Here is a 19,200-nt window from a genome sequence, read left to right as displayed (position 1 = left end):
TCTGGGCGCTTTGATGGCGTGGCATTACTCGTTTCAGGGAAAAACCGCCACCCCGGCATGGTCCAAGCCCGGGCTGTGAAATTGGGCCAGAAGGCGAGGGCTGAGACGAAGGCGTGTGAGTTTCAGGTCAGGCCGAGTCGGAGTCGAAGACGGGCGCGAAGCGACCAAACTGGGTGGGTTCCGAGAACCGGAGCGGAGCGTACTTAAAGTACGTGAGCACCGGAAGCGCAGGAACCCGCCATTTGCAGGCCGGCATCACCTGAAACTCAACGCGCCTTTTGGATCGACGACTTCTCCGCGCTCTCCTTGATCAGCCGGTCGATATGCAGGCGGATATGCGCTGCCTCCGCCGCCGTGTTGGCCAAAGCGATGGCGCGGTCGAAGGCGACACGCGCCTCCTCATTGCGACCGAGCTGCATCAGCAGCCCGCCCCTCAGACCGAAGAAGTGGAAATAGCCGGACAGCCGGTCCTCCAGCGGCTCGATCATGGCAAGTGCCGCTTCCGGACCCTTCACTTTGCTCACCGCAACCGCGCGGTTCAGCGTCACCACCGGCGACGGCTGCATCTGCTCCAGCAGACCGTAGAGCAGGTCGATCTCGGTCCAGTCGGTATCCTCGGCGACGGCCGCCCGCGCATGCAGCGCCGCGATCGCCGCCTGCACCTGATAAGGACCGGGCTTGCGATGGCGCAGCGCCTTGTCGACCAGCGCCAGGCCCTCGTCGATCATCTTGCGGCTCCATAGCGAGCGGTCCTGGTCCTCGAGCAGGACGATCTCGCCATTCGCGTCGAAACGCGCTGGCGCCCGCGCGTGCTGCAAGAGAAGCAGGGCGGTCAGCCCCATGATCTCCGGCTCGGCCTGGAAGAGCCTCAGCAGCAGGCGGGCAAGCCGGATCGCTTCTTCGCAGAGCGGCGCGCGGGCCGGCGCCTCGCCGCCATTGGTCGAATAGCCTTCGTTGAAGATCAGATAGACCATCGCGGCGACGGCGGCGAGCCGCTCCGAGCGCTCGACCGCACCGGGCGTCTCGAACGGCACGCCGGCATCGGCAATGCGCGCCTTGGCACGGGTGATGCGCTGTTCCATGGCGCTCTCACCGACCAGGAAGGCGCGCGCGATCTGCTTGACGGTGAGGCCGGAGACGATACGCAACGCCACCGCGACCTGCTGTGTCGCCGGCAGATCCGGATGGCAGCAGATGAACAGAAGCCGCAGGATGTCGTCGCGGTAATGCGCGCCGTCCAGCCGCTCGGCCATGTCGCTTTCCGCATCCTCCAGATCGGACACCTGGTCCTCTTCCGGCATCGGCGCTTGCTTGGCGCGCTTGCGTACGGCGTCGATGCCGCTGTTGCGGCCGACGAAGATGAGCCAGGCGACCGGATCGCGCGGCGGCCCGTTCTTCGGCCAGTTCTTGAGCGCCCTCAGGCACGCGTCCTGGAAAGCCTCTTCCGCGGCGTCGAGGTCGCGGAAGTAGCGCAGCAGCGCGCCCATCGCCTGCGGACGGGCATTGCCGATCGCGGTGCTTATCCAGGCGAACTCCGTCATACCGCTACCTTTGTCGGGTTGAAGACCGAAACCGGCCGGATCTCGTAGGAGCCGCCGCTCGGATTGACCTCGGAAAGCTCGCGCGCGAATTCGACGGCTTCGTCGAGATCTTTGCATTCGAGCGTGTAGAAGCCGAGGAACTGTTCCTTGGTCTCGGCGAACGGGCCATCCAGCACGACCGCCTCGCCCTTGACCTTTCTCAACGTGGTCGCCGCAGTCGTCGGCAACAGGCGTGCCACGGGGCCGAGCCTGCCTGCCTTGGCGTATTTGTCCTGCACGTTGAGGAGCTTTACCATGACCTCGTCGTCCTGTTCCTTGCTCCAGGAGCAGACGACGTCTTCGGAGGCGTAGCAGAGGATGGCGTAGAGCATGGTGCGTCCTTTCCGTATCAAAGGACGCGACACTAGGACCCTTCCCGACACCAGGTCGATAAAAAAATTTCCTAGAGCAATTCCAGGAAAAGTGTGAGCGGTTTTCCGTCTGGAATTGCGTCAAACGCTCTAGGGATCACGGACTTGGCGGTCTTCGCGTCTGCCTGTCAGGCGCCGTGCGCCTGCAGCCATCTGAGCACCAGCGTTTCTTCCTCGTCGAGGCCGGATATCAGCCGTTTGCGCTTGCTGGCCTCAGCCATTTCGTCAAGCAGGCGCCCTTTGCTCCAAGCCTCGAACACCAGCGGATGGATGTAGCATTTGCGGCAGACCGCTCGTGTATTGCCCAACCGCTCGGCGACCTTGTCGACGACATTGTTGATCACCCGTCTTTGCTGCGTTTTGTTTTCCGGCAGCTCGGTCCCGGCAAACAGCGACGCCGCGTGGATCGTGCCGCCCCAGGTGCGGAAATGCTTTGAGCTGAATTCGGCGCCGGACGCCTCGCGGATGTAGCGGTTGACGTCCTCCGAGCGCACCGGTCGCCGCTCGCCATCCTCGTCGAGATATTGGAACAGCTTCTGTCCGGGCAGGTCCTGGGCGCCGCGCACGACCTTGGCGATGCGGCGATCGACCAGCTTCAGCTTCCATTCCTTGCCCGACTTGCCCTTGAAGGCGAAGCGCAGGCTGGAGCCGGTGATCTCGACATGGCGGTCGCGCAGCGTGGTCAGCCCGAAGCTTTTGTTGTCGCGCGCATAGGCCGCGTTGCCGATGCGGATCATGGTGTTGTCGAGCAACCAGACCACCGAGGCGACGACGCGCTCCAAAGGCAGCCCGTGCCGGCGCAGGTCGGCATCGATCTGCCGCCTGAGGGCAGGCAGGCTCTCCGCGAACGCGACGAGGCTTGAATATTTGACGTCGTCGCGTTCCTCGGTCCATTGCGGGTGATAGCGATACTGTTTGCGACCGCGCTGATCCCGTCCTGTCGCCTGGATATGGCCGTCCGGATCGGGCGAGATCCATACGTCCGTCCAGGCCGGCGGAATGACGATCGCCTTGATGCGGACAAGCGTTTCAGCGCTTACCGCGCTCCCGTTAGGGCTCGTGTACCGAAATCCCTTGCCTTTTCTCAGGCGCCGGATGCCCGGATCGGCGTCGCTGACATAGCTGAGCGAGGCGCGATCGGCGGAATTTTGCGCGCCGTTCCTTTGCATTTCCGTACCGTCCGCCAGGCGGTCGGAGGACGATTGTGCTCGTTGCAGCATGATGGCTCCACGGAACTGGTCCGTAGATAAGCCAGGCGACGGGGGCTGGTTCCACCGTGCGGAGCGACGGCAACCTTGGCCCGTCTGCCGTCAAGCGCGTTGCAATTGGATGGGATGGGCCGGGAACCGCCGCCGTGCCCCGATTTTCAGCCGGTAGCGCAGGCAACGCCAGATGTCGGCGGAGGCCTTGGGCGCGGCTTCGGCAACGGCCAGGAATTTAGCCGCTGTTTCCAGATCGCCCCGCGCGTAGTGGACACGGGCAATCTTGAGCGCCACGGCATCCGCGGTCGCCGTGCCGTCGGTCGAGCAATCGTCGACCAGGATCACTTCGCCGATGACCTCGGCTTCCGAGCGCAGCGTAGTCAACGTGTCGGCGATGGTCGCCGCCGCGTTGTGTGCCGGAATGATGATGCTGATCGCCGTCATAGCCGAGCCCCCTATGCCCCGCCAATCCGTCGCCCCAGTAGCAGGCCCCAGTAGCAGGATAGTGGGCGGATCGCAATTTGAGAAGCAACTCGGACGGTGTAGGCCGCCCGCCAGCCATCAGGCGGCGACCGGAATGACGTCGACCGCCTGCTCGCCGACCTGGCCACCCGTCGTCTTCAGCACGCCGACGATCGGCGCCACGTCAGAATAGTCGCGCCCATAGCCGACCGTGATGTGGTCGTTGCTCGCCCGCATGCCGTTGGTCGGGTCGAACTCCTGCCAGCCGGCATCGCGCCCGCACCAGGCCCTGATCCAGGCATGCATGGCGTCCGCGCCTTCGAGCCTCGGCTTGCCCTTCGGCGGAATGGTGCGCAGGAAGCCGCTGACATAGCCGGCCGGGATGCCGAGCCCACGCAGGCCGGCGATCATGATATGGGAAAAATCCTGGCAGACGCCGCGCTTCAGCGCAAAAGCGTCGCTGGCCCGCGTCTGCACGGTGGTTGCCTTGCCGTCATAGGTGAAGTCGCGATGGATGCGGTTGCACAGATCGACCGCCGTGGCGACGGTTGACCCCGACAAACTGTCCCGTGCATAGGCCGTGATCGCCGCATCGATGCCGACATGATCGCTGGCGGCCAGGAAATGATGCGGCGCGGAAGGCGATAGCGACCGCACCGTATCCAGTTCCGACTTCAGCCCGCTTATGTCGGGTGAGACATCGAGGCCTGGCTCCGGCCGCGAGACCGACACGCGCGCGCTCATCCGGATGTCGAGCGTCTCATGCGCATCGCGAAAGGCGATCGAGGTGACGTTGTTGCCGAAGAAATCGGAGAAATCGGCACGCTCGGCCGGCGTCGGCTTGAAGGACAGCGAAGCGGCGATCACCCGCTGCACCCCGGCGATCGTCTGCGGCATCACGCGCACCTGGTGCCGCCCGCCGCCAGCGGCGGCGGCATAGTCGTAATGCAAATGAAGCTTGATATCGTAGAGCATTAAAGCAATTCCAGCAAAAATGCGCAGTGGTCAGGCTCGGCGGCTTCGCCGTAGCCTTGCGTCCGGAATTGCACAAAAACAAAGAGATAGAGCATTGGAGGCGATCCTTTTCGCTGGAAATGCTCTACCCGAAATAGGCCTTGGCGAGACTGTTGTAGAGACCGCCGATCTGGCCGGCGAGATCGTCGAGCGTCCCGGCACTCATGTCGGAAGGTTCCATGACGGCGATTGCCGTGTTGAGCTGCAGGATTTCCTTGGCGGCGGCCGACATGTGCCCCTCGCCGCCGATCGAAGGCAGCATGCCGATCTCGGCCTTCAGCCGTTCGAGCTGGAACAGGATCGAGCGCGGGTTGAGCGGGTCGAGCGCCAGCAGGTCGATCACCGTGCGCCGCCCGGCCTGCACCGGATATTGCCGCCGATGGGTCATGACGCTGTCGCCAATCTCCAGCATCATGTCGAGCGCCCCTTCCGGCGCCCCATTCCTCGTCAGTTGGCTAAGCGTGCGGGCGATCTGGATGCCGCGCTCCAGCCTGCGGCCGATCTCCAGGAAACGCCAGCCGGTGAAGCGGTACATGTTCTCGTGCAGCAGGCCGGAAAAGCCGGCGAGCTTGCGCAGCATCACCGTCATTGCCCGCGTCGCGTCGTCTCCAGGCGCGACCGTCTCGGCGAATTTGTGGATGGTCTTCGACAGATCCTTCAGCGCCAGCCAGCCATCCGGCGAGAAGCGGTCGCGAATCTGACCGGCGCTGTAGACCGCGCTGTCCAAAGTGCCGATCAGCCCCGGCGGTATCGCCGTTTCGACCTCGATGCCGAACGGCTCGAGATAGTCCCTGATATCGGCAAGCAGCGGCATATCAGGGTCGGACGTCTCGGCGAGCCGCACATGATAGGCGCGCAGCACGCGCACCGTGTCCTCCGAGCGCTCGATATAGCGCCCGAGCCAGGTCAGATTCTCCGCCGCTCGGCTGGGCAGGCTGCCCGGCATGGTGCGGGTGAAGCCGTCATGCTCCTGCGGCAGCAGCGTCTCGCGCTCGACCGGCCTGTCGCTGACCACCCAGACATCCGCCGCCTGGCCGCCCCGCTGCATCGCGATCGCCGTCGGATCGAGCGAGAAGCCGACGCGGGCGAAGCCGCCGGGCATCACCGCCCAGCCTTCCGGCGTGCGCGCCAGATAGACGCGCAGGCTGGCAGGCCGTGGCTCCAGCAGGCCGCCGACGAACACCGGCGTGGTCGACAGCGTCACCGCTTCCTGGCCGACGAAACCGTCGCCATCCGCCTCGATGCGCGCAACGAGCTCGGCCCGCTCGCCCGCCGATAGCGACGATCCAAGCCGGGTCGCGCCGTCGTCCTCGAAGGCAAGCCGGGTCGACAGCGCCGGGCCGACGACCATGCGGTCGATATTGGCCAGCACATGGGCGCGCGCGGCCTCCTGCCCGCACCACCAGGTGGCGATGCTCGGCAGGTTGAGATCGTCGCCTTTGAGCTCGCGCGCGATCCTGGGCAGGAACGACAGCAGCGCGCGCGTTTCCATGAGGCCGGAGCCAAGCGCATTGACTGCGGACACCGTGCCACGCCGGATCGCTTCGACCAGCCCTGGCGTGCCGATCTGCGATTCCGGCCTGAGCTCCAGCGGATCGGCAAAGGCCGCGTCGAGCCGCCGCCACAAGACACCGATCGGCATCAGGCCGGAAACCGTGCGCACCATCAGCCTGCCGCCGGAGACGGTCAGGTCCTCGCCCTCGAGCAGCATGATACCGAGATAGCGGGCGATATAGGCGTGCTCGTAATAGGTCTCGTTGAGCGGTCCGGGCGTCAGGATGGCGACGCGGCCGCCGGACTCCTTGGCCATGCCGTTCAGCGCGTCGCGGAAGCGGCGGAAGAAGCCGGCAAGGCGATGCACATGCATCTCGCCATAGACGTCCGACAGCGCGCGTGTGGTGGCGACGCGGTTCTCAAGCGCAAAGCCGGCGCCCGACGGCGCCTGGGTGCGGTCGCCCAGCACCCACCAGCGGCCGTCCGGGCCGCGGCCGAGCTCGAAGGCGACCATGTGCAGGAAATGCCCATTGGCCGGCCGGACGCCGGCGACGGGGCGCAGGTATTCGGGGCTCGCCGCGATCAGCCCCGCCGGCAAGATGCCCTTTTCGACCAGCCGGTTCGGCCCGTAAACATCGGCCAGGATCGCCTCGAACAAGTCGGCGCGCTGGACCAGCCCGGCGCTGATCTCGGCCCATTCCTTCTCGTCGATCAGCAACGGGACATGCGCCAGCGGCCATTCCCGCTCATTGGCGCCGGCCTGTTCGTAGACCCGGTAATAGACGCCGGCATCGCGCAGATACTGGTCGGCGCGGGCAAAACGCTGCCCCAGCCGTTCGGCCCCCAAATCATCGAGCGCGCCGATGAAGGAGCGCCATGCCGGACGCGCATTGCCCGACGCATCGACCATCTCGTCGGCGATGCCTTCGATCGGCCGGTAGCGTTCCAGCAGGCTCTGCGCCCGCGGCCTTCCGCCCGCCCGTCTTTGATTCCCCTTGGCCATTGTCGATCAGAGTCTCGCTGGTCGCCTCAGGTCAAGGGTCATGGGAAACTCTTCAGAGGCTTCTTCGTCGCGCAGCACATAGCCGCCCGGAGTGTGGCCGCGCGGCTCGAAGCGGGCAAGGCGCCGCGCCTCGGCCTCGTTGCCGTTGACCGGGAAGGTGTCGTAGTTGCGGCCGCCGGGATGCGCGACATGGTAGACGCAACCGCCGACCGAGCGGCCCGACCAGCGGTCATAGATGTCGAAGACCAGCGGCGTGTTGACCGGCAGGGCCGGATGCAGGCCAGACGCCGGCTGCCAGGCCTTGAAGCGCACGCCGGCCACCGCGACCTCTCTGGTGTCAGTCACCTTCATCGGCACGATGCGGCCGTTGCAGACGATGGCATGGCGCTCCGCATTGAGGCCTTCGGTCCGCACCTGCAGCCGCTCGACGGAAGAATCGACGAAACGAACGGTGCCGCCGATCGCGCCCTGCTCGCCCATCACATGCCAGGGCTCCAGCGCTTGCCTGAGCTCGAGCTTGACGCCGGCTTGGCTAACCTCGCCGCAGAACGGGAAGCGGAATTCGAGCTGGGCGGCGAACCATTCAGGGCGGAAGTCGAAGCCGTTGAGCTTCAAATCCTCCAGCACGTCGAGGAAATCCGCCCACACATAATGCGGCAGCATGAAACGGTCATGCAGCGAGGTGCCCCAGCGCACGAAGCGGCCGTCGAGCGGGTTCTTCCACGTACGGGCGATGATCGCGCGGACCAGCAATTGCTGGGCGAGCGACATGCGCGCATTGGGCGGCATCTCGAAGCCGCGGAATTCGACCAGCCCAAGCCGGCCGGTGGGGCCATCCGGCGAGAACAATTTGTCGATGCAGATTTCGGAGCGATGCGTATTGCCGGTCACGTCGGTCAGGAGATTGCGGAACAGCCGGTCGACCAGCCATGGCAAAGGCGCTGCGCCTTTGTCCGGATGCGGCACCTGCGCCAGCGCGATCTCGAGCTCGTAAAGCGAGTCGTGCCGCGCCTCGTCGAAGCGCGGCGCCTGGCTGGTCGGGCCGATGAACAGACCGGAAAACATGTAGGACAGCGACGGATGCCGCTGCCATTGCAGCACCAGGCTCTTCAGGAGATCGGGCCTACGCAGGAACGGGCTGTCGTTGGGCGTGGCGCCGCCGACCACGACATGGTTGCCGCCGCCGGTGCCGGTGTGGCGGCCGTCGATCATGAATTTGTCGGTGCCGAGCCGCGACTGCCGTGCTTCCTCGTAAATGGCCGTGGTCGTGGCAACGCATTCCTGCCAGTTGGCGGCCGGATGGATGTTCACCTCGATGACGCCAGGATCGGGCGCCACGCGGATGACGTTGAGGCGCGGGTCGTGCGGCGGGGCGTAACCCTCGATATGCACCGGCAGGCCGATCGCCTTGGCGGCATTCTCCGCCGCCGCCACCAGTTCGAGATAATCTTCCAGCGCCTCGACCGGCGGCATGAACACGCAGAGCCGGCCATCGCGCGGCTCGACGCTGAGCGCGGTGCGCACCGCGCCGCCGATCTCCGTGATCTCCTGCTCGACACGGTCCTGCTGGCCGGTCGCGGCCGTGAAGGACACCGCCTGCTGGCGGCGCGCCATTTCATCGGCGCCTTCAGGCTCTGCCGGAGCGGCTTCCGTCAGGATCGCGTCGCGCGCCGGCAGCGCGCCGCGCGGCACGGATGGATCGACCGGCACGATATAAGGGAATTGCGCTGGCGGCACGTAGGGCAGCGTGCCGAGCGGCAGGCGATAGCCGACGGGGGAATCGCCCGGCACCAGGAACAGGCGGCCACGCCGCGTCTTCCATTTTTCCGAGCGCCAGCGCTGCCCGGCGGCCTGGCTGTTCCAGCGCTGCACCGGCAGCACATAGCCAGACGGCTTGGTCAGGCCGCGCTCGAAGACGCGCGCCATGCGGCTGCGCTCCTCCGGGTCTTCCAGCTTCGAATTGGACGGGTCGACATTGTCGGGCAGCTTGCCTTCCTTGAGCAGCCATTCACCCGGATCCTCGTAGGCTTCGCCGACCATCGCCTTGTCGATGCCGAGTTCATCGGCGATCGCCTTGAGCAGGCTTTCGGCCTGTTGGGGCCCGATGTCCGCCTTGCCCGTTTCTCGCGCGATCAGCGACGGGTCGCGCCACACCGGCTCGCCGTCGGTGCGCCAGTAGAGCGAGAAGGTCCAGCGCGGCAGGCTCTCGCCCGGATACCACTTGCCCTGGCCGTAATGCAGGAAGCCGCCCGGCGCGAAGCGCTCGCGCAGCCGGCGGATCAGCTGGTCGGCCTTGTCGCGCTTGGTCGGGCCGACGGCGGCCGTGTTCCATTCGGCGGATTCGAAATCGTCGACCGACACGAAGGTCGGCTCGCCGCCCATGGTGAGCCGCACGTCGCCATCTCTCAGCGCCGCGTCGACCTTTTCGCCCAGTCGATCGAGCGCCTCCCAGCTTTCGTCCGAGAACGGCTTGGTGATGCGCGGATGTTCGGCGATGCGGTCGACCCGCATGTCGAAGCCGAAATCGACATTGGCGAAGCTCGCCATGCCGGAGATGGGTGCCGCATTGCGGAAATGCGGCGTCGCGGCAAGCGGCACGTGGCTTTCGCCGGTGAGCAGGCCGGAGGTCGGGTCGAAGCCGATCCAGCCGGCGCCCGGAATATAGACCTCGCACCACGCATGCAGGTCGGTGAAGTCGACGGCGGTTCCGGGCGGTCCGTCGAGCGAGACGAGATCGGGCTTGAGCTGGATCAGGTAACCCGAGACGAAGCGCGCGGCGATGCCGAGATTCCGCAGGATCTGCACCAGCAGCCAGCTCGAATCCCGGCATGAGCCCTTGGCCGCGGCAAGCGTCTCTTCCGGCGAATAGACGCCGGTCTCCATGCGCACGATATAGGCGATCTCGCGCTGCAGCCTTGCATTGAGGTCGACCAGAAAATCGACGGTGTTCTTCGGGCTGCGGTCGACGGTTTTCAGGAAGGCCGAAAGAAGCGGTCCGGCAGCTTCCGGCGTCCGGTAGATGGCGAGGTCGTCTCGGATCTCTTCCGGGTATTCGAACGGAAAAGTCTCAACCGACGGTTCGACGAAAAAGTCGAATGGGTTGTAGACCGTCATGTCGGCGACGAGGTCGACCTCGATCTTCAATTCCGTCACCGGCTCCGAGAAAACGAAGCGGGCAAGGAAGTTGCCGTAGGGATCCTGCTGCAGGTTGACGAAGTGGTTCGCCGGCTCGACCTTCAGCGAATGGCTGAGCACCTTGGTGCGCGAATGCGGCGCCGGCTGCAGCCTGATCACCTGGGGCCCAAGCACCACCGGCCGGTCATATTTGTAATGGGTCAGGTGGTGAACGGCTGCCAGAATTGCCATGGTGTCCCGGAGAATGGCGTTTTACCGCCAGACCCTGACACAAATCCTGGCCGTTCTCCAAGCAGAGATGTTGCGCTGCACCTAATTTAAGCAGCGAATAAACGCTCGACGTCGCCGGGTAATGGCCAGTCTCCAGCGTCCGCAATTGGCGAAGACCCCCTGCGCGTTCGTCATCCTATGGCGAAGCAAGGAGCGAAGCGACGCGCGCAGACCATAGGATCCATTCCGTGACACCAAGCGAAGAACGCGGCGCCGCAAACAAACCTCCGTCGCGCTTCTTGCGTCAAAATTCCTGCACCGCAGAGACGCCTTGACGTTACGGAATGGATCTTCGGGTCAAGCCCGAGGATGACGAAGCCGAGGATGCCTTAGAAAAACGCCTGGATGCCAGTCTGCGCCCGTCCCAGGATCAGCGCATGCACGTCATGCGTGCCCTCATAAGTGTTCACCGTCTCCAAATTCTGCGCGTGGCGCATCACATGGTAGCCGATCTGGATGCCGTTGCCGCCATGCATGTCGCGGGCCTGACGGGCGATGTCGAGCGCCTTGCCGCAATTGTTGCGCTTGACGATCGAGATCATCTCCGGCGCCATCTTGCCTGCGTCCATCAGCCGGCCGACGCGCAGCGAGCCCTGCAGTCCGAGCGCGATCTCGGTCTGCATGTCGGCGAGCTTCTTCTGGAACAGCTGCGTGCCGGCAAGCGGCTTGCCGAACTGTTTTCTGTCGAGGCCGTATTGCCGCGCCCGCTGCCAGCAATCCTCGGCCGCACCCATGGCGCCCCAGGAAATGCCGTAGCGCGCCCGGTTGAGGCAGCCGAACGGCCCGCCCAACCCCTTGGCGTTGGGCAGCAGCGCGTCCTCGCCGACCTCGACGCCTTCCATCACCACCTCGCCGGTGATCGACGCGCGGAGGCTGAGCTTCCCTCCGATCTTCGGCGCCGAAAGCCCCTTCATGCCTTTTTCCAGCACGAAGCCGCGGATCTCGTCCTTGCCGTTCTCACCCTTCAGCTTCGCCCAGACGACGAAAACGTCGGCGATCGGCGCGTTGGAGATCCACATCTTCGAGCCGGAGAGCTTGTAGCCGTTCGCGGTCTTCTCGGCGCGCGTCTTCATGCCGCCCGGATCGGAGCCGGCATCCGGCTCGGTGAGGCCGAAACAGCCGATCCATTCGCCCGACGCGAGCTTCGGCAGGTATTTCTTGCGCTGCGCTTCCGAGCCGTAGGCATGGATCGGGTACATGACCAGCGACGACTGCACGCTCATCATCGAGCGGTAGCCGGAATCGATACGCTCGACCTCGCGCGCCACCAGGCCATAGGTCACATATCCGGCGCCAAGCCCGCCATATTCTTCCGGAATGGTGATGCCGAGCAGGCCCGCCTCGCCCATCTCGCGGAAGATCGACGGATCGGTCTTCTCGTCGGCGTAGGCTTCCTCGATACGCGGCGCCAACTTGTCGGCGGCGAAGGCGGCTGCGCCGTCGCGCACCATGCGCTCGTCCTCGGAAAGCTGGTCCTCGATGAGGAAAGGATCGTTCCAGACGAAGGCGTTCTTCTCGGCGGCCATGGCCTCGCTCCCGGTAAAAATCTTGGATTGCCCGGCTTATCGGCCTCCAACTCGAAAAAATCAAACGAAATTGCATCGCAGATCAATGAGCGTTAGTAATGGATCATGAACGTCCAGCGCCGCCTGTTGCCGAACACAGCGGCCCTTGCCGCCTTCGAGGCGGTGGCGCGTCTCGGCTCCTTCACCGCCGCGGCGCGCGAGCTCGACTTGACGCAGGGCGCCGTCAGCCGCCAGATCAACCTGCTGGAAGAGCAGTTCGGGCGGCGGCTATTCGACCGCGACAGCCGCAATGTCCGGCTGTCCGCGGCGGGCGAGATCTATGCCGAAGCAGTGCGCTCCGCACTTGGCCAGTTGCGCGACGCAGCGCTTGGATTGATGAGCAATCGGCATAGCGGCGTTCTCAACCTTGCCATCCTGCCGACCTTCGGCACGCGCTGGCTGATGCCGCTGATCCCAGATTTCGTCGCCCGCCATCCCGACATCACCATCAACTTCGCCACCCGCATCGGGCGGTTCGACTTCGCCCGCGAGCGGCTCGATGCCGCCATCCATCACGGCATGCCCGACTGGCCGGAGGCCGACAGCACGCTTTTGATGCGCGAAACCGTGATGCCGGTGGTTTCGCCCGAATTTCTCGCCACCCGCGCCATCGCCACGCCCGCCGATATCAGCCGCCTGCCGTTGCTGCACATGGCGACCCGCCCCGGCGCCTGGAGCGAATGGTTCGAGCATCAGGGGCTGGAAGCGCCGGCCGGACCCGGCATGCAGTTCGAGCAGTTCGGCACGGTCGCGCAGGCCTGCATGGCGGGCCTCGGCGTGGCGCTGCTGCCGGAAATCCTGATTGCCGGCGAATTGCAGCGTGGCCAGCTGGTGCCGACGCCAGGCACGCCGATGCAAAGCCGCAGCGCCTATTATCTGGTCGTGCCGCACGACAAGCGCGGCCACCCGCCAGTCGCCAGTTTTCGCGACTGGCTGCTGGGTCAGATCGGCAAGGAGCCGACCGTCCTGGCGTGGTAGCTACTTGCGCTTCATCGCCTCGGCAAGCGCCGCGCCAAATGCACCCTGCGAAGGCTTTTCCGGCTGACGCTGCGGCGCAGGCGAGCGCGGCGCCGGCTTGCCACCGCCGTTATCGCGCTGGTCGCCACGAGGCGCCCCGCCCTCGCCGCCATCCTTGCGCATCGATAGCCCGATGCGCTTGCGCTTGATGTCGACATCGACGACCCGCACCTTCACCACGTCGCCGGCCTTCACCACTTCATGCGCGTCCTTCACGAAACGGTCGGCGAGCTGCGAAACATGCACCAGCCCGTCCTGGTGCACGCCGATATCGACGAAGGCCCCGAAGGCCGCAACATTGGTGACGGTACCCTCGAGCAGCATGCCGGGTTTCAGGTCCTTGATGTCGTCGACCCCTTCCGCAAAAGTCGCGGTCTTGAAGCCCGGACGTGGGTCGCGTCCAGGCTTTTCCAGTTCGGCGATGATGTCGCGCACCGTCGGCAGGCCGAAACGCTCGTCGACGAAGACGCGCGGATCGAGCGCCTTGAGCGCGGCGCTGTCGCCCATCAAGGCGCGCACATCGCGGCCGCAGGCAGCGACTATTCTTTTCGCCACGCCATAGGCTTCCGGATGCACCGACGACGCGTCGAGGGGCTCCGCGCCGTTCGGGATGCGCAGGAAGCCCGCGCTTTGCTCGAACGCGCGCGGCCCGAGCCGCGCCACCTTGAGCAGATCCTTGCGGCTGGCAAACGGCCCCGTCGCGTCGCGATGCGCGACGATGGCTTCGGCAAGCGACGGCCCCAGCCCCGAAACCCGCGCCAGCAGCGGCGCCGACGCCGTGTTGAGGTCGACGCCGACGGCGTTCACCGCATCCTCGACCACCGCTTCCAGGGAGCGGCCGAGGCGGTACTGGTCGACATCGTGCTGGTACTGGCCAACGCCGATCGATTTCGGCTCGATCTTGACCAGTTCAGCCAGCGGATCCTGCAAGCGCCTCGCGATCGACACCGCGCCGCGCAATGAGACATCGAGCCCGGGAAACTCGGCCGCTGCCGTCGCCGAGGCGGAATACACCGATGCGCCCGCCTCGCTGACGATCACCTTGAGCGGCTTCGGCCCCGCGCCGGCCGGCAGGTCCGACAGCATGTCGGCAACCAGCTTCTCGGTCTCGCGGCTGCCGGTGCCGTTGCCGATCGAGATCAGCTCGACCTTGTGCTGGCGGATCAAGGCGGCAAGTTCGGCCTGCGTGCCGCGCACGTCGTTCCTCGGCGGGAACGGATAGACGGTCGTCGTCGCCACCAGCTTGCCGGTGCCGTCGACCACCGCCACCTTGACGCCGGTACGAATGCCGGGGTCGAGCCCCATGGTCGCCCGCGAGCCGGCGGGAGCCGCCAGCAGCAGGTCCTTCAGGTTGCGGGCAAAGACATGGATCGCCTCTTCCTCGGCCCGCTCGCGCAAATCGCGCATCAGATCGAGCGTCAGATGCAGCGACAGCTTTATCCGCCAGGTCCAGCCAGCCACCTCCATCAGCCATTTGTCGCCGGGAAGGCTGCCGCCAATCGCATACGCATTGGCGATCATGCGCTCGACCGGTTTCACCGGCGAGGTATCGTCCGCGTCGACCTCGATGTCGAGCGACAGCACCTCTTCATTGCGGCCTCGCAACATGGCCAAGGCGCGGTGGCTGGGGGCACCCGACCAGCGCTCGACATGGTCGAAATAGTCGGAAAACTTCGCACCCGCCTCCTGCTTGCCGTCGACGACCCTGGCGCGCAGGAAGGCGCGTTCCTTCATATAGGCGCGCAGCTTGCCGACCAGATCGGCATTCTCGGCGAACTGCTCCGACAGGATGTCGCGCGCGCCTTCAAGCGCGGCCTTGGCGTCGGCCACCTCTTCCGTGACATAGGCGAGCGCAAGCTCGGCCGGAACTTTCGAGCGATCGGCGAGAACCGCCTCGGCCAAAGGCCCGAGCCCGCGTTCCCTGGCGATCTCGGCCTTGGTGCGCCGCTTCGGCTTGTAGGGGAGGTAGATATCCTCGAGTTCCGCCTTTGTGGCGGCCGCCACGATCTTGGCTTCCAACTCCTCGGTCAGCTTGCCCTGCTCGCGGATGGAGCCGAGGATGGTGTCGCGGCGCGCATCGAGCTCGCGCAGATAGGCGAGCCGCTCGGAAAGATCGCGCAACTGGGTGTCGTCGAGCCCGCCGGTGACTTCCTTGCGGTAACGCGCCACGAACGGCACGGTCGCGCCCTCGTCGAGCAGCCCGATTGCCGCCGCGGCCTGCTCCGGCCGCGCGTTGATCTCGGCTGCGATGATTGCTGCGATGCGCTTGATGTCAGATGCCATGCCGGTCCCTGTCGAAAAAGAGCGGCGACCATAGGCCGGGAGAACCGCCGCGCCAACCGCAACGGTTTCATCATGCGCCGAAGGTCCACAGAAAACAGCCCTTGGAACCAACCTCAGGTCGGTTCAAACCATGCCGCTCAGCGCCTCCAGGAACGCCACGATGTCCTCATCCAGCTTGTCGTTCACCGGTTCCGGCTGCGACGACATCTTGGCGATGACCACTTCCGTCTTCGGATTGACGTAGAGCCACTGGCCGTGGATGCCGATGCCGCAGAAGGCGCCGCTGTCATGGCCCGTCTGATACCATTTGTTGCGATAGCGTCCCTTCGGGAACAGGAACGCCATCGTGCCCCGCTGCCAGGCCTCAAAGCTGCCGCCGGTGGCGACCGTGTCGCGCACCCAGGCTTCCGGCACGACGCGACGGCCACTGGCGGTGCCGCCCTGCCGCATCATCTCGCCGATACGGGCAAGGTCGCGCGGCGTCATCGACATGCCCCCGGCGGTGCGCGCCGTGCCTTCCATGTCGACCGTCACCCACATTTCGCTTGCGGCCCCCAGCGGCTGCCACAGTTTTTCGCTGAGCAATTGGCTGACGCGCTTGCCGGAGGCCCGCTCGACCAGGATGCCGAGCACGTCCGAATTGGGCGAGCGGTAGCGAAAAGTCTGGCCATGCGGCTCGGCCAAGCGCTGGATCGTCATCAGAAATGCCGCGAGGCTCTCCGACCCGCCGCCGGGATTCCACAGCGTCGAGCGGCGGTAGCGGGCGAAAGCGCTCTCCGGATCGAGATAGGCTTCCTCGAAATCGAGGCTCACCGTCATGTCGAGCACGTTGCGCACGCTCGCATCACCATAGGCCGAGCCCTTGGCTTCGGGAATGTATTGCGTCACCGGCGCGTTGGGGTCGAAGATCCCCTCGCCTTCCAATATGCCGGCGAGGATCGCCGTCACCGACTTGCTGATCGAAAAGATGATGTGGCGGGCTCCGAACGGCATATGCGGCGCCGACCAGTCGCCGGTAAGCTTGCCCGCCTTCAGGATCGTCAGCCCATCCGTATCGGAGCGCTTCAAGAAGCTCTCGACGGTTTCACTGCCGCCGGGAAGCGAGACCTTTTCCTCAAGCAAGCCGCCAAGCGATTTCGCCTGCTCCTCGCCGCCGGGAGCCGCCGCGACATGGGCGCTCGGCACCAATTCGCCGACATTCTGGAAGGACCATCGGTTGAACGGCGAAAGCCGCCAGGTTTCGAGCCGCACATCCTTGCGGGCGAAGCCATACTTGGCTTCGAACACGGTCTTGCCGGTCATGATGCTCTCCGGGATCTATTTGCGGTTTCAGGCCAGCGCGGCGGCGATGGCATGCACCGCCTTCTGCGTCGCCACCGAATAGGCGGAGTTGAGGAAATCCGGATAGGTCGAAAGCTTGACCACGACCATCCTGTGTTCCCAGCTCATATGGATCAATTGGCCGAACACGCCGCGGCACATCAGCGAGCGCGAGCGCGAATCCTCGATCCAGAACTGGTTGCGATAGCTGCCGTCCGGCAGGCTCGGGCTGAAATCCGGCCCGTGCTTGCCGCTGCGCGTCGCCTCGATCCAGTCGGCCGGGATCACGCCGCCGCCATTGTCCAGGATCAGTTGCCCGAAGCGGCCATAGTCGCGCAGCGTCGCGTTGAAGCCGCCATCGGCCAGCGCGTAGCCGGCGCTGTCGACGGTGAAGCAGGCGCTCTCGTCGGCGCCGAGCTTCTGCCAGAGTTCTTCGGAGACAAGCTGCGCCAGACGCTTGCCGCTCGCCCGCTCCATGATGAAAGCGAGCACATCGGTCTCGATCGAGCGATATTCGAACGCCTCGCCATGCGGACGCACTTTGTCCTTCAGCCGCAGGATCAGCTCGAACAGGTGCGACGGCCAGGCAAAGTCCGGATCGCTGCCCGGTGGGATCGGCTTCCAGCCGGTCGCGACATCGACCTGGCCGATCTCGGAATAGCGGTCGGTGTATTCCTCGGAAAAGCGCACGCCCGTCGTCATGTCGAGCACGTGCTGCACGGTGGCGCCGGCCCAGCCGGTCTCGCCGAGCTCCGGCAGATAATCGGTCACCAGTCTGCCCGGATCGATCAGGCCGCGCCCGACCAGGATGCCGCACACCGATCCGGTGACCGATTTCGCCATCGACTGCGACAGATGCAGCGAGCGCTCGTCCATGCCGTTGAAATAGCGCTCATAGGCAACCTTGCCGTCCTTCAGCACCAGGAAGCCGTCGGCATAGGTTTCGTCCAGCAGGCCGGCGAGCGTCGTCGGCGCGCCGTTGCTGTCGACCACTGGCAGATCGTCGAGATCCACCTCCGCGCGCTCGAGGCGATGGCGGTGGCCGCTGCCGCGCCACACTTCGACCGTCGGCAGGAATTCGCGGATGTGCTGGAAGGCCCAGCGGTTCCAGGGCGGCCGGTCCCAGTCGAGCTTCGGCGGCACCAGCTTCGGCGGCGAGCCCTGCATGATCGGCGGCCGCGGGTCGGAGTTGCGATAGGACGACAAGATTTCCTCCTCGATGCGTGTCGCCCAAAAATGCGTGAGCGGCTTTCGCGGAGCGACATGCACAGAGCAATTCCAGGAAAAGTGTGTAGCGGTTTTCCGTCCGGAATTGCGTAAAAACAAAGAGATAGGTGGTTCGCCGTTTCCATGAAACGGCGAACCGCTCTAGTCACAAGAAAGGGAGACCGGAGCCTCCCCTCCTTTCATGCGTCGCGCTGTTTTATTTGCGCAGGTTGGTCCAAATCTTGTTGTAGATCTCCACCACGTCAGGCGGGCATGGCGGTACGAATTCCGGCGTCGGCGAGCCGGCCGGAGGGCTGATTTCCGGCGAGTTGGCGAACTCCGCAGGCAGGAACTTGTGGCTGCCCGCGATGCCGTTGTCGTAGCCGGCGAATTCCGAGATCAGCGCCGCGTTCTCCGGCGCCATGATGAAGTCCTGGAACAGCTTGGCGTTGTCGAGGTTCTTGGCGCCCTTCAGCACCGCGACATTGTCCATCCAGCCTTCGATGCCTTCCTTCGGATAGGCATATTTGATCGCCGGTATCTTCTGGCGCGAGCGGTAGCTGGCGCCATTCCACTGCTCCGACACGATGACGTCGCCGGAGGTGATCTTGGTGATGGTGTCGTAGCTGAAGGTCTTCCACGACGGCTTGGCGGCCATCAGGATGTCGTTGACCTTCTTCAGGTTGGCCTTGTCGGCGCCGCAGCGCGGCACGCCGGCATAGCGTTCGGCCGCGTGCATGACGGTGTTGACGTCGTCGAGCACGTTGATCTGGCCCTTGAGCCCGTCCGGCGGGTTGAACAGGATCGCCAGCGTGTCGATGTCGCCCTTGAACTTGTCCATATTGACCGAGAACGCCGTCGTTCCGAACTGCCACGGCGCGGTGTAGTGCCGGCCGGAGTCCCAATAGACGTCGACGAAACGCGGATCGATGTTCTTGCCGTTCGGCATCGCGTTGGGCTCGGTCTTTTCGAGCAGGCCCTCTTCGACCATGATCTTCACGGTGTAGTCGGACGGCACGACGATGTCATAGCCGGAATTGCCGGCGCGCACCTTGGACAGCATGGTTTCGTTGGAATCGTAATCGTCCAGCGTCACCTTGATGTTGTACTGCTTCTCGAATTTCTCGATCAGCTTGGGGTTGGTGTAGTCGCCCCAGTTGTAGATGTGCAGTTCGCCGTCGGCGAGCGCCGGCACTGCCCATAACAGAACGGCCGTGGAAACGGCCGCCATCAGTTTTCCAGACATTTTATGTTCTCCTTGCCTTCCCATTGTTGTGT

At 65.0% G+C, this 19,200-nt stretch carries 13 protein-coding genes; 1 reads left to right on the top strand and 12 read right to left on the bottom strand.

Annotation, left to right across the window (positions count from 1 at the left end; translation table 11 throughout):
• Positions 1-266 precede the first annotated feature (266 nt).
• The 8 genes from LB572_RS13485 to LB572_RS13450 form a co-directional block, all read right to left on the bottom strand.
• Positions 267-1,541 carry an RNA polymerase sigma factor gene (locus LB572_RS13485; protein ID WP_224668048.1) on the bottom strand — a complete coding sequence of 425 codons (1,275 nt, stop codon included), beginning with the start codon at positions 1,539-1,541 and terminating at the stop codon, positions 267-269.
• Entirely contained in the window at positions 1,538-1,912 is a 375-nt protein-coding gene (locus LB572_RS13480; protein ID WP_224668047.1) for a YciI family protein, read from the bottom strand. The genes LB572_RS13485 and LB572_RS13480 overlap by 4 nt, the downstream gene beginning before the upstream one ends.
• Before the next feature lie 167 nt (positions 1,913-2,079).
• The gene (locus LB572_RS13475) at positions 2,080-3,171 is read right to left on the bottom strand and encodes a DNA topoisomerase IB (RefSeq protein ID WP_224668046.1); all 1,092 of its coding nucleotides are present in this window, start codon (positions 3,169-3,171) and stop codon (positions 2,080-2,082) included.
• A 90-nt stretch (positions 3,172-3,261) separates the two neighbouring features.
• Entirely contained in the window at positions 3,262-3,597 is a 336-nt protein-coding gene (locus tag LB572_RS13470; RefSeq protein WP_224668045.1) for a glycosyltransferase family 2 protein, read from the bottom strand.
• A gap of 117 nt (positions 3,598-3,714) precedes the next feature.
• Positions 3,715-4,590, bottom strand: a complete 876-nt coding sequence (locus tag LB572_RS13465; RefSeq protein WP_224668044.1) for a transglutaminase family protein — start codon at positions 4,588-4,590, stop codon at positions 3,715-3,717.
• Between the two features lie 124 nt (positions 4,591-4,714).
• Entirely contained in the window at positions 4,715-7,126 is a 2,412-nt protein-coding gene (locus tag LB572_RS13460) for a circularly permuted type 2 ATP-grasp protein (protein WP_224668043.1), read from the bottom strand.
• A 6-nt stretch (positions 7,127-7,132) separates the two neighbouring features.
• Entirely contained in the window at positions 7,133-10,492 is a 3,360-nt protein-coding gene (locus tag LB572_RS13455; protein WP_224668042.1) for a DUF2126 domain-containing protein, read from the bottom strand.
• Positions 10,493-10,860: 368 nt separating this feature from the next.
• The gene (locus LB572_RS13450; protein ID WP_224668041.1) at positions 10,861-12,057 is read right to left on the bottom strand and encodes an acyl-CoA dehydrogenase; all 1,197 of its coding nucleotides are present in this window, start codon (positions 12,055-12,057) and stop codon (positions 10,861-10,863) included.
• A gap of 105 nt (positions 12,058-12,162) precedes the next feature.
• Between LB572_RS13450 and LB572_RS13445 the strand changes: the two genes are divergently transcribed.
• Entirely contained in the window at positions 12,163-13,074 is a 912-nt protein-coding gene (locus tag LB572_RS13445) for a LysR family transcriptional regulator (protein WP_140807379.1), read from the top strand.
• Here LB572_RS13445 and LB572_RS13440 read toward each other — a convergent pair whose 3' ends face one another.
• The 4 genes from LB572_RS13440 to LB572_RS13425 all read right to left on the bottom strand — a co-directional run bounded on the left by LB572_RS13440 (position 13,075) and on the right by LB572_RS13425 (position 19,168).
• Entirely contained in the window at positions 13,075-15,396 is a 2,322-nt protein-coding gene (locus LB572_RS13440) for a Tex family protein (protein ID WP_224668040.1), read from the bottom strand. It lies immediately after the preceding gene.
• Positions 15,397-15,519: 123 nt separating this feature from the next.
• A complete protein-coding gene (locus LB572_RS13435) occupies positions 15,520-16,698 on the bottom strand; it encodes a serine hydrolase domain-containing protein (RefSeq protein ID WP_224668039.1) in 1,179 nt (392 codons plus the stop codon).
• Positions 16,699-16,725: 27 nt separating this feature from the next.
• Positions 16,726-17,922, bottom strand: coding sequence for a serine hydrolase domain-containing protein (locus LB572_RS13430; RefSeq protein WP_224668038.1), 1,197 nt, complete (start codon positions 17,920-17,922; stop codon positions 16,726-16,728).
• Positions 17,923-18,139: 217 nt separating this feature from the next.
• Entirely contained in the window at positions 18,140-19,168 is a 1,029-nt protein-coding gene (locus LB572_RS13425; RefSeq protein WP_181179707.1) for an extracellular solute-binding protein, read from the bottom strand.
• Positions 19,169-19,200 lie beyond the last annotated feature (32 nt).

This window comes from Mesorhizobium sp. BH1-1-5, assembly GCF_020165615.1.
Taxonomy (GTDB): domain Bacteria; phylum Pseudomonadota; class Alphaproteobacteria; order Rhizobiales; family Rhizobiaceae; genus Mesorhizobium.
This window is presented reverse-complemented; position numbering and strand designations above follow the sequence as displayed.

Coding starts and splice junctions, on each gene's coding strand:
- LB572_RS13470 (WP_224668045.1), bottom strand. CDS start 3,597: ATGACGGCGATCAGCATCATCATTCCGGCACACAACGCGGCGGCGACC.
- LB572_RS13445 (WP_140807379.1), top strand. CDS start 12,163: ATGAACGTCCAGCGCCGCCTGTTGCCGAACACAGCGGCCCTTGCCGCC.
- LB572_RS13435 (WP_224668039.1), bottom strand. CDS start 16,698: ATGACCGGCAAGACCGTGTTCGAAGCCAAGTATGGCTTCGCCCGCAAG.
- LB572_RS13480 (WP_224668047.1), bottom strand. CDS start 1,912: ATGCTCTACGCCATCCTCTGCTACGCCTCCGAAGACGTCGTCTGCTCC.
- LB572_RS13485 (WP_224668048.1), bottom strand. CDS start 1,541: ATGACGGAGTTCGCCTGGATAAGCACCGCGATCGGCAATGCCCGTCCG.
- LB572_RS13450 (WP_224668041.1), bottom strand. CDS start 12,057: ATGGCCGCCGAGAAGAACGCCTTCGTCTGGAACGATCCTTTCCTCATC.
- LB572_RS13425 (WP_181179707.1), bottom strand. CDS start 19,168: ATGTCTGGAAAACTGATGGCGGCCGTTTCCACGGCCGTTCTGTTATGG.
- LB572_RS13460 (WP_224668043.1), bottom strand. CDS start 7,126: ATGGCCAAGGGGAATCAAAGACGGGCGGGCGGAAGGCCGCGGGCGCAG.
- LB572_RS13440 (WP_224668040.1), bottom strand. CDS start 15,396: ATGGCATCTGACATCAAGCGCATCGCAGCAATCATCGCAGCCGAGATC.
- LB572_RS13475 (WP_224668046.1), bottom strand. CDS start 3,171: ATGCTGCAACGAGCACAATCGTCCTCCGACCGCCTGGCGGACGGTACG.
- LB572_RS13465 (WP_224668044.1), bottom strand. CDS start 4,590: ATGCTCTACGATATCAAGCTTCATTTGCATTACGACTATGCCGCCGCC.
- LB572_RS13455 (WP_224668042.1), bottom strand. CDS start 10,492: ATGGCAATTCTGGCAGCCGTTCACCACCTGACCCATTACAAATATGAC.